This is a genomic window from Mycobacterium sp. (assembly GCF_035640695.1).
Classification (GTDB): domain Bacteria; phylum Actinomycetota; class Actinomycetes; order Mycobacteriales; family Mycobacteriaceae; genus Mycobacterium.
The window spans coordinates 1-10,247 of the sequence record NZ_DASQVQ010000118.1 but is presented as its reverse complement, the minus strand read 5'-3'; the positions used below and the strand labels follow the sequence as shown (position 1 = coordinate 10,247).

Sequence of the window (10,247 nt, the reverse complement as noted above, 5' to 3'; positions counted from 1 at the left end):
ACACCGAAGCGCCTACACCGTCATTAGCCGGTACAGCCCGATTAGGCCGATCACCACGATCGCCGCACGCAACGCATTCGGTGACAGCCGGCGTCCATAGTGTGCGCCGAGGAAGCCGCCGACCAGCGAGCCGACCGCGATCAGCCCAGCCGCGGGCCAACTGATCCGGTTGAACGCGACCGTCACATACGCGAGCGCGGCAACCACGTTTACGAGCAATGCCAGCAGATTCTTGGCCGCATTCATCCGCTGCATGTCCTCGGGCAGCAGCGCGCCCATCACGCCCATTAACAGGATGCCCTGCGCCGCAGTGAAATAGCCGCCATAAACACCGACCGCGAATGTGCCGAGCACCAAGGCGGCCAACCTCGCGCGCGACACGTGGTCCGGCGCGTGGCCGGCCGCCTCGGCCCGCCTGCGCGCCCACTCCTGGATCCGTGGGCCGATCACGACCAGGATCAGCGCGAGGATCAGCAGAACCGGCACTACCATGGCGAAGACCTGTTCTGGCAGGTGCAGCAGCAGCCACGAGCCGAGGAGCGCACCGGCCAGCGAGGCCGGCAGCTGCCAACGCAGCCATTCCCACTGGCCGCGCAGCTCGCGTCGATAACCCCACGTTCCGGACACACCGCCTGCCACCAGGCCCACCGCATTGGACATCGTCGAGGTCACCGGCGGATAGCCCAGCGTCACCAGGGTCGGAAATGTCACCAACGTGCCCGACCCCACGAGCGAGTTGATCGCCCCGGCCGCGACGCCGGCCAGCGCAATCAAGATCATGTGCGAAACGGGCACTCGCCGAACCTTACGTATGAGTCATCTGTGCAGCGGAAAGCCGCGCTCGTCCCGGCCGTGGCTCCGTAGCACCTCAACGCGATCGCGTGCCGCGCTTCTCCCGCACCCGCACATTTATCCGTATCGGGCTACCTTCAAACCCGAACGTCTCACGTAGCCGCCGCTCGAGGAACCGCCGATATCCTGCCTCCAAGAAGCCTGTGGTGAACAGCACAAACGTCGGCGGGCGCGCGCTGGCTTGGGTTGCGAACAAGATCCGGGGCTGGCGACCACCGCGCACCGGCGGTGGCGTCGCGGCGACCACGTCCTTGATCCAAGTGTTCAGCCGCCCAGTCGGGATCCGGGTGTCCCACGACTCCAGCGCTGCCTCCATCGCGGGCACCAGCTTCTGCACCGCCCGGCCCGTCTTCGCCGAGATGTTGACCCGCTGCGCCCACTGCACCTGCGCCAGCTCACGCTCGATCTCGCGCTCCAGCACCTCCCGGCGGTCCTCGTCGACCAGATCCCACTTGTTGAATGCGAGCACCATCGCCCGTCCGGCCTCGATCACCATCGACAGGATCCGCTGGTCTTGCTCGGTGATCGGCTCCGACGCATCAATCAGCACGATTACCACCTCGGCGGCGTCGATCGCCCCATGCGTGCGCACCGACGCGTAATACTCGTGTCCGCTGGCCTGACCGACCTTGCGGCGCAGGCCCGCGGTGTCGATGAAACGCCATGGCTTGCCGCCCAATTCGATCAGTGAGTCCACCGGATCGACGGTGGTCCCCGCGGCCTCGTGCACGACGGCCACCTGATCGCCAGCCAGTTTGTTCAGCAGCGAACTCTTGCCGACGTTCGGCTTGCCGACCAACGCCACCCGGCGCGGACCGCCGCCGCCGGCAGCCAGCTCGGACACCGCGGGCAGCGCGGCCACGACGTCGTCGAGCAGATCGGCCACACCGCGGCCATGTATCGCGCTGATCGCATACGGCTGGCCCAGACCCAGCGACCACAACTCGGCCGTGTCGGCCTCCAAGCGCTCGCTGTCGACCTTGTTGGCGGCCAGAAACACCGGCTTGCCCGACCGCCGCAAGACTCTCGCGGCCGCTTCATCACCGGCGGTCGCGCCCACCACCGCGTCGACCACCAGAATTATCGCGTCCGCCGTGCGCATCGCAACCGCCGCCTGCTCGGCCACCAGCTGCTGCAAGCCTTTTGCGTCGGGCTCCCATCCTCCGGTGTCCTGCACGACGAAGCGGCGTCCGGTCCACAACGCGTCATAGGACACCCGGTCGCGCGTCACGCCGGGCACGTCCTGCACCACCGCCTCGCGCCGGCCCAGGATCCGGTTCACCAGCGTCGACTTGCCGACATTCGGTCGGCCCACCACCGCCACCACCGGCGGTGGCCCAGACGCCTCCTCGATCGATTCCGCAACGACGTCTTCGCCGAGCTCCCAATCGCTTTCGTCGACCCAGGTGCCTTCGGCATCGTGTGAGCTCATCGCACGACACCGGTCCGCTGCTTCACCAGCTCCAGCAGATGCTCGATCACTTCAGATTCCGTCATGTCGCTGGTGTCGACGACGATCGCGTCATCGGCCACCCGCAGCGGCGAAACCGCGCGCGTGGAATCAAGGTGGTCGCGGCGCTTGACGTCGGCGAGCACGCCCGGGAAATCGTCGCCCAGACCGGACGCCACGTTCTGGTCGTTACGCCGCCGCGCGCGTTCTTCGGCCGAGGCCGTCAGAAAGAACTTCACGTCTGCGTCGGGCAACACGACGGTCCCGATGTCGCGGCCCTCCACCACGACATTGCCCGCGCCGGCGGCCAGCTCGCGCTGCAGCGCGACCAGCCGCTTGCGCACAGCGGGCACTGCCGACACGGCCGACACCGCGCGCGTCACGTCGTCGCCGCGGATCTCCGCCGAAACATCTTCTTCGGCAAGGTAGCAACGAATGTTGTCCGGATCGTAACCGACTGACAGCGAGACATCGCCCGCCGCCGCGCCGACGGCATCCTCGTCGGACAAGTCGACAACCGCGCGCAACAACGCCAACGTCACAATCCGGTACATCGCGCCGGTGTCCAAATAGCGCGCATGCAGCGCTCGCGCCAAACCGCGTGCCACCGAAGACTTTCCGGTGCCGGACGGACCGTCGATCGCGACGACTACCGAACCCGTCACAGGCCGACCGCCTGGTACAACTGGCCGATCTCCTTGCGGTCCAATGGCCGGATGCTGCCGGGCCGTTGGTTACCCAACGATACGGCACCGATCTCGGTGCGCACCAACGACTGCACCGGGTGACCAACCGCCGCGAGCAGCCGCCGCACGATCCGCTTGCGGCCCTCGTGCAATGTCACCCGTACCAACGACTTGCCGGCGACGGCGTCGACCACTACGAAATTGTCGACGCGCGCCGGCCCGTCCTCCAGTTCGACGCCCGCGCGTAGAGTCCTGCCCAACGCGCGCGGCACCGTTCCGTTCACCGTCGCCAGATACGTCTTCGGCACCTCGAACGACGGGTGCATCAGCCGATGCGCCAATTCGCCGTCGTTGGTCAGCAGGATCAGACCCTCGGTATCGGCGTCGAGTCGGCCGACGTGAAAAAGATTCTTGTTCCCCCGAACTCGGTGCTCTACCAGGTCGCCGATGCAGGGCCGTCCGCGGTCGTCCGACATCGTCGACTGCATGCCGCGCGGCTTGTTCAGCGCCAGGTGCACCAGGTCGTCGCCTAGTATCACCCGGGCACCGTCGACCCGAACCACGGATGTGGCGGGGTTCACCCGGGTGCCCAATTCGGTCACCACGTGACCGTCAACCTCGACCCGGCCGTCGACGATCATCTTCTCTGCGGCCCGCCGTGATGCAATTCCGGCCTGCGACAAGACCTTCTGCAATCGCACAGCTTCGTCGGTCGAGGCCACGCTCAGTCCTGATCCACGTCGAACGCCTGCTGCTCGTTCGAGTCCGGCGCCGACGGCCGGTGCAGTCTCGCGAAACGTGGCTCCTCGTCGAGTGATTCGCTGATGTCGTCGATCACGTCGACGTCGGGCAGCAGCGGCGCGATGTCGGGCAGCTCCTCCAGCGACGACAGTCCGAGCCGCTCGAGAAACAAGTCCGTCGTCGCGAACGTCACCGCGCCGGTGTCGTGATCGGTGCCGGCCTCGGTGATCAACCCACGGGCCAGCAGCGTGCGCATCACCCCGTCGACGCTGACGCCGCGCACCGCGCTCACCCTCGCCCGCGTCACCGGCTGCCGGTACGCCACGACTGCCAGCGTCTCCAGCGCCGCACGAGTCAGTTTCGAGCGGGCGCCGTCGAGCAGCAGCCGCTCGACGTACGGCGCGTACTTCGCGCGGGTATACATCCGCCAGCCGCCGCCGGCATCGCGCAGGTCGATGCCGCTGTCGCGTTCGGCGAGCTCCTCGGCCATCAGCCGAAGTTTGGCGGCGATGCGGTAGGCGGGCTGGTCGGTCGCGCTGGCCAGCGTCTCGACCGACACCGGCGTATCCACCACGAGCAGCATGGCCTCCAGCACCCCGCCCAGCTCCGCGTCGTCGAGCGGCGGCGCTGGCTCCAACTCGAGCCCCAGGTCGAGGTCCGGGATTTCTGGATTCATGGCTGTTTGTCCACCAAGTCTGTCGGACGTTCTCCGGTCCACGAAACCTGGAGCACACCAAGTGGTTCTGACTGGTCGAATGCTACCGCCCGGGTTCGATACAGCTCGAGCAGCGCCAAGAACCGCCCGACGATGTGCATCGGCTCCCGACAATCGGCGACGAGTTCGGAAAACGACGCCCATACTCCTATCCCCCGGCGTTCCAGCAACTCGAGCAGCTGCTCGGCCTGCTCCTGAACCGACACCAGCGTCTCGTGCAGATGCTCGGTGGCCACCGTCGGAACCGGTCTCGGGGCAAGCGCGATGGCTGCGATCTCGGCGAACCGCTCGGCATCGACGCCGAGCATCACTTCCGGCAGCAGATCGGCGAACCGGTCCTCCAACGACACAGCGCGCGGATAGCTGCGCAGCGCCGCGGCCTCCAGCTCGGCGAACATCTCCGCGACGTGCTTGAACGCCCGGTATTGCAGCAGCCGCGCGAACAGCAGGTCGCGCACCTCCAGCAGCGCCAGGTCCTCGTCGTCCTCCACCTGCCCGGCCGGTAGCAGCCGCGCCGCCTTGAGGTCAAGCAACGTCGCGGCCACCACCAGGAACGCGGTCGTTTCGTCGAGTGGCAGTTGGGTGCCAATGCTTTTCGTGTAGACGATGAAATCGTCGGTGACTTGATGCAGCGCGACTTCGGTGACGTCGAGGCGGTGGGCGAAGATCAGCTGCAACAGCAGGTCGAACGGACCCTCGAAATTGGTCAGCCGGACCTGGAATCCGTTTTCGGGCAGCGGCTGGCCGGCTCCAGTGGCGCTCACGCGCCGCCGAAGCGGTCGATGATTTCGCGCGCCAGCGAACGATAAGCCGCCGCACCGCCGGACTTCGGCGCCCACGTGGTGATCGGCTCACCCGCCACGCTGGTTTCCGGGAACCGCACCGTGCGGGTGATGACCGTGTCGAAGACCAGATCGCCGAACCGCTCCAGCACTCGGGCCATCACCTCGCGGGCGTTCACGGTGCGGGTGTCGAACCGGGTGATCAGGATGCCGGTGATGTGCAGCCGCGGGTTGAGCCGGTCATGGACCTTGTCCACGGTGTCGGTCAGCAGCGCCAGTCCGCGCAGCGAGAAGTACTCGCATTCGGTCGGGATCACGACGCCGTCGCTGCATGCCAGCCCGTTCACGGTCAGTAATCCCAGCGACGGCTGGCAGTCGATCAGCACGTAGTCGTAGCGGTCGAGCACCGGATGCAGCGCCCGCCCCAGCGTCTGCTCCCGCCCGACCTCGTTGACCAGTTGGATTTCGGCGGCCGACAAGTCGATGTTGCTGGGCACGAGGTCCATTTGCTTGACCCGGGTGTGCACCATCACGTCGTCGATCGACACCCGCGGCTCGACGAGCACGTTGTGGATCGTGGCGTCGAGTTCGTAGTGCGCTACACCCAGGCCCGCCGACAGCGCGCCCTGCGGATCCAGATCGACGAGCAACACCCTGCGGCCATACTCGGCGAGGCTGGCGCCCAGGTTGATCGTCGAGGTGGTCTTGCCGACGCCACCCTTTTGGTTGCACATCGCGATAACCTTCGCCGGGCCGTGCACGGTCTTCGGCGTGGGATCGGGGATGTCGCGCGGCGGGCGACCGGTGAGGCCGACGCCCGAGTGGTCAGGGTCGTCGGTCATGCCCGGCCGTCCTTGTCATGCCACGTAAAGGCAAGGCGAACATCCGGGCAAGTTTATCCTCGTGCGCAGGCCGCTATTGGCAGACCCGCTGGCAACTATGCGGCGGATCCAAACAGCCGGCACGTCTAAGCTGTTCGGTCCCGGCAATCTCGACTTTGTCTTCCTCGACCACGACAAGGCCGCCTACCTGAGCGACCTGCAGCGCCGACAACGTCCGCGTTGCCGGCGCGCCGAAACCCCGCGAGTTCATGCCCAGCCAGCAGGGCAAGCGGTTCGACACCGTCGAGCACAAGACGCATGCCGAGTACCAGACGCTGGTGCGTGACTTGGTGCTCGAGAGCGAATTCCTCGGTTAAGCCGTTGGCCGCGGCGGCCGGCGCCGATCACCGCGACCGGGGATCCGGACATCGCGTCTAGTGTGCGCGCGGGTGGGCGCCCGCCCACACCTCCCGCAACGCGTGCACGGTCACCAGCGTGTAGATCTGGGTGGTCGTCACCGAGGCGTGGCCGAGCAGCTCCTGCACGACGCGGACGTCGGCCCCGCCGTCGAGCAGATGCGTGGCGAACGAATGACGCAGGGTGTGCGGCGACACCGCGGCCGTGATGCCGGCCCGCTCGGCAGCGTCCTGCAACACCTGCCAGGCGCTTTGTCGGGACAGCCGGCCGCCGCGGGCGTTGAGGAAGATCGCCGGTGTGCCGCGGCCGCGGCGGGCCAGGCCCGGACGGCCGCGCACCAGGTAGGCGCTCAGCGCGTCGATCGCCGGCCGCCCGACCGGCACCAGTCGCTGCTTGCCGCCCTTGCCGCGCAACAGCGCCGAGCGGGAGTGCGTGTCGATGTCGTCGACGTCGAGGCCCACGGCCTCGGAGATGCGCGCCCCGGTGGAGTACAGCAGTTCCAGCAGCGCCCGGTTGCGCAACGTCAACGGGCCGTCCGACGGGCCGTCGCCGCCGGCCCCTTCCAGCAAGGCCAGCACCTCGTCGACGGTGAGGCTCTTCGGCAACCGGCGGCTCGGCGTCGGCGGCCTGACCTCCTTGGCGACGTCGATCGCGGTCAGACCCTCGGCGGCGGCGAAGCGGTGCAGTCCCCGCACCGCGATCAGCGCCCTGGCCGCCGACACCGCCGCGAGGCCGGTTGCGCCGGAATCCGGATCGCCACGGCGTAAGGACACCAGGAACTCGCTGACGTCGTTCTCGGTAACGTCCGCTAGGTCGTTGATGCCGCGCAGCGCCAGATGTTCCTGATACCGGCGCAGGTCGTGGCGATACGAGCTCAGCGTGTTGGCGGCCACGCCCCGCTCGATGGTCAGGTGGTCGAGGTAGCCCTGCATCTGCGCATCGAGCGCGGGTGCGACGGTGGTCACTACCGGCCCTTTCGCCGGGCGAAAGCGGTCGGCCGGTCCGGCCAGGCGGCGTCGACGGGCCGGGTCGGCTTGCCGTCGATTACGACGGCGTGCGCGGCCAACACACCGGCCGCCGCCGAGGCGTTGACGACCTCCCCGGCCAATACCATCTCGACGGCCTTCTCGAGTGGGAACCACTCCAGTCTCAGGTCGGCCTCCTCGTCCTCGGCCGCCGGCCGGTCGACCCGCGACAGTCCGGTGGCGAGATATGTCCTGACCGATTCGTCGGAGAACCCCGGCGACGAGTCGGTGTCGACCAGCACCCGCCACGTGGTTGCCGCCAGGCCGGCCTCCTCTTTGAGTTCGCGAGCCGCCGTTGTGTGCGGGTCCTCACCGACGGTGTCCAGCAGCCCCGCGGGCAGCTCCCACAGGCGTCGACCCACCGGATGCCGGTACTGATAGACCATCGCGATCTTGTGCTCGTCATCGACCGCCGCGACCGCCACCGCGCCGAAATGCTCGACGACTTCGCGGGTGGCGGTGCCGCCGCCCGGCATTTTCACCTTGTCGACGCGCAGCGCCAATATGTTTCCGATGTAAGCGATTTCGGACGACGCCGTCTCGAAGTCGTGTTCAGCCACGAGCGGCGTGCTCCTGCAAGGGCTCTTGCAGCAGGCCGCCGTTGCGGTGTTCGGACCCGTTGGGTCGCGGTTCGGGAATCTCCACCGGCAACTGCTCGGCCGCCTGGTAATCCAGCGCCGCACCGACAAATGCGACGAACAGCGGGTGCGGCCGGGTGGGTCGGCTCTTCAGTTCCGGATGGGCCTGGGTACCAACCATGAATGGGTGCACATCGGACCGATACTCGACGAACTCCACCAGGTGCCCGTCGGGTGAGGTGCCGGAGAATCGCAGCCCGCTTTCGGCGATCTTCTCCCGGTAGGCGTTGTTCACCTCGTAGCGGTGCCGGTGCCGTTCGGATACCTCAGTGCTTTGATACGCCTCGGCGACGATGGATCCCGGCTCCAACACCGCGGGATAGGCGCCGAGTCGCATCGTTCCGCCCAGGTCGGCCTCGCCGGCGACGGCGTCGCGTTGATCGGCCATCGTGGAGATCACCGGATCGGGCGTCTTCGGGTCGAACTCGGCGGAGTTGGCTTCCGTCAGTCCCACGGTTCGCGCCGCCTCGATCACCATGCACTGCAGGCCCAGGCAGAGACCGAGCACGGGCAGGCCATGTGTGCGTGCGTACCGGATCGCGCCGATCTTGCCTTCGATGCCGCGGATCCCGAAGCCACCCGGGATGAGCACGCCGTGCACGTCGGACAGCATCGCGGCCGCGCCGCTGTCGGTCTGGCAGTCATCGGAGGGAACCCAACGCATTTCGACCTTGGCGCGGTGCTTGAAGCCGCCGGCGCGCAGCGCCTCGGCCACCGACAGGTATGCGTCGGACAGGTCGACGTACTTGCCCACCAACGCGATTCGCACGGTTTCCTGCGGTTCGTGCACCCGCCGCAAGAGGTCGTCCCACTCGGTCCAGTCGACGTCGCGGAATGGCAGATTGAGCCGGCGCACCACGAATGCGTCGAGCTCCTCGCGGTGCAGCACCTTGGGAATGTCGTAGATCGACCGCGCATCCGGGGTCGAGATCACCCCGTCGATGTCGACGTCGCACATCATCGCGATCTTGTTCTTCAGCGGTTCGGGTACGTCGCGGTCGCAGCGCAGAATCAACGCGTCGGGCGTGATACCGATGCTGCGCAGCGCGGCCACCGAGTGCTGCGTCGGCTTGGTCTTGAGTTCGCCGGACGGTGCCAGATACGGCACCAGTGATACGTGCAGAAAGAAAACATTCTCCCGGCCGACGTCGTGGCGGACCTGGCGCGCCGCCTCGAGGAACGGCTGGGATTCGATGTCACCTACGGTGCCGCCGATCTCGGTGATCACCACGTCGGGCCGATTGCCATCGGCGTCGGGCGCGGCCATGGCCAAGATTCGGCTCTTGATCTCGTCGGTGATGTGCGGGATCACCTGAACGGTGTCGCCGAGGTACTCGCCGCGCCGTTCCTTGGCAATCACCGACGAATACACTTGTCCGGTAGTGACATTCGCCGATCCGGAAAGGTTGCGGTCGAGGAATCGCTCGTAGTGGCCGACATCGAGATCGGTCTCGGCGCCGTCTTCGGTGACGAACACCTCGCCGTGCTGAAACGGGTTCATGGTGCCCGGGTCGACGTTGAGGTAAGGGTCGAGCTTTTGCATTACGACCTGCAGGCCACGCGCCGTCAGCAGCTGACCAAGGCTGGAGGCGGTCAGGCCCTTGCCGAGCGAGGATGCGACGCCCCCGCTGACGAAGAGGTGCCTCGTGGCGGTTTGCGGGTGCTTGCGTAAGGCTGGCAAGAGCAACTCCCGTGACGACGGCGCAGGCAATGCTTATACAGAGCTGGGGCCTGCCGACCCACGGAATTTCACCTTAACACTGACGACAACAAGCCGTCGCTGACACGCCCGCGGGTTGCCCATTACTGCGCGACGGTGACGGCGGTGGCCCCCTGACCCGTGCCGTATTGGCCGCTGCGGCCACCGCTGAGCAGGTCGTGAAGCGCCAGCACGGTGGTGATTCGGCCAGCCGCCGCGTCGACGTCGTCGACGGTGCTGACCACCGCGGACATCGCGGGATTGGCGCGGGTGACGGCCACGGCCGCGGTGCCCGACGATGACCCGCCGGCGCCGGCCAGCACAGTGCCCGACCCGCGCGGAGCGAGCGCAGCGGCGAACCGCGCGACGGTCGATCCCTTGTTTCCGGCGTCCTCGCCGAGCGCGCCGCCGGTGACCACGA

11 protein-coding genes and 1 pseudogene are annotated in these 10,247 nt (G+C 67.3%); 1 reads left to right on the top strand and 11 read right to left on the bottom strand.

What is annotated here, in order from left to right:
- Window positions 1-12: 12 nt before the first annotated feature.
- From VE759_RS13730 to VE759_RS13700, 7 genes are all read right to left on the bottom strand, one after another.
- Entirely contained in the window at window positions 13-780 is a 768-nt protein-coding gene (locus tag VE759_RS13730; protein WP_414687913.1) for a sulfite exporter TauE/SafE family protein, read from the bottom strand.
- A gap of 88 nt (window positions 781-868) precedes the next feature.
- A complete protein-coding gene (gene der / locus VE759_RS13725) occupies window positions 869-2,284 on the bottom strand; it encodes a ribosome biogenesis GTPase Der (protein ID WP_324933188.1) in 1,416 nt (471 codons plus the stop codon).
- On the bottom strand, window positions 2,281-2,967 hold the full coding sequence (gene cmk / locus VE759_RS13720; RefSeq protein ID WP_324933187.1) for a (d)CMP kinase: 687 nt from the start codon (window positions 2,965-2,967) through the stop codon (window positions 2,281-2,283). Before cmk ends, der begins: the two co-directional genes overlap by 4 nt.
- Complete coding sequence (locus VE759_RS13715) at window positions 2,964-3,710, bottom strand: pseudouridine synthase (protein ID WP_324933183.1); 747 nt, start codon at window positions 3,708-3,710, stop codon at window positions 2,964-2,966. The genes cmk and VE759_RS13715 overlap by 4 nt, the downstream gene beginning before the upstream one ends.
- 2 nt (window positions 3,711-3,712) lie before the next feature.
- Entirely contained in the window at window positions 3,713-4,405 is a 693-nt protein-coding gene (gene scpB / locus VE759_RS13710; RefSeq protein WP_324933180.1) for an SMC-Scp complex subunit ScpB, read from the bottom strand.
- On the bottom strand, window positions 4,402-5,208 hold the full coding sequence (locus VE759_RS13705; protein WP_324933177.1) for a segregation/condensation protein A: 807 nt from the start codon (window positions 5,206-5,208) through the stop codon (window positions 4,402-4,404). The genes scpB and VE759_RS13705 overlap by 4 nt, the downstream gene beginning before the upstream one ends.
- Window positions 5,205-6,068, bottom strand: a complete 864-nt coding sequence (locus VE759_RS13700) for a ParA family protein (RefSeq protein ID WP_324933174.1) — start codon at window positions 6,066-6,068, stop codon at window positions 5,205-5,207. The genes VE759_RS13705 and VE759_RS13700 overlap by 4 nt, the downstream gene beginning before the upstream one ends.
- 133 nt (window positions 6,069-6,201) lie before the next feature.
- Between VE759_RS13700 and VE759_RS13695 the strand changes: the two are divergent.
- Window positions 6,202-6,424, top strand: a pseudogene (locus VE759_RS13695) (O-methyltransferase); the annotation flags it as partial.
- Window positions 6,425-6,481: 57 nt separating this feature from the next.
- On the opposite strand, the gene xerD reads toward VE759_RS13695, so the two are convergent.
- The 4 genes from xerD to VE759_RS13675 form a co-directional block, all read right to left on the bottom strand.
- Window positions 6,482-7,396, bottom strand: coding sequence for a site-specific tyrosine recombinase XerD (xerD, locus tag VE759_RS13690; protein ID WP_324933192.1), 915 nt, complete (start codon window positions 7,394-7,396; stop codon window positions 6,482-6,484).
- 32 nt (window positions 7,397-7,428) lie between these two features.
- On the bottom strand, window positions 7,429-8,049 hold the full coding sequence (locus tag VE759_RS13685; protein ID WP_324933171.1) for an NUDIX hydrolase: 621 nt from the start codon (window positions 8,047-8,049) through the stop codon (window positions 7,429-7,431).
- A complete protein-coding gene (locus tag VE759_RS13680; RefSeq protein ID WP_324933169.1) occupies window positions 8,042-9,808 on the bottom strand; it encodes a CTP synthase in 1,767 nt (588 codons plus the stop codon). The genes VE759_RS13685 and VE759_RS13680 overlap by 8 nt, the downstream gene beginning before the upstream one ends.
- A gap of 122 nt (window positions 9,809-9,930) precedes the next feature.
- Window positions 9,931-10,247, bottom strand: a 317-nt coding sequence (locus VE759_RS13675) for a copper transporter (RefSeq protein ID WP_324933166.1), incomplete at its 5' end; no start/stop codon positions are given.

Excerpts from the sequence above, each read along its gene's own strand:
- VE759_RS13730 (WP_414687913.1), bottom strand. The coding sequence starts at position 780 with ATGATCTTGATTGCGCTGGCCGGCGTCGCGGCCGGGGCGATCAACTCG.
- der (WP_324933188.1), bottom strand. The coding sequence starts at position 2,284 with ATGAGCTCACACGATGCCGAAGGCACCTGGGTCGACGAAAGCGATTGG.
- scpB (WP_324933180.1), bottom strand. The coding sequence starts at position 4,405 with ATGAATCCAGAAATCCCGGACCTCGACCTGGGGCTCGAGTTGGAGCCA.
- VE759_RS13700 (WP_324933174.1), bottom strand. The coding sequence starts at position 6,068 with ATGACCGACGACCCTGACCACTCGGGCGTCGGCCTCACCGGTCGCCCG.
- xerD (WP_324933192.1), bottom strand. The coding sequence starts at position 7,396 with ATGCAGGGCTACCTCGACCACCTGACCATCGAGCGGGGCGTGGCCGCC.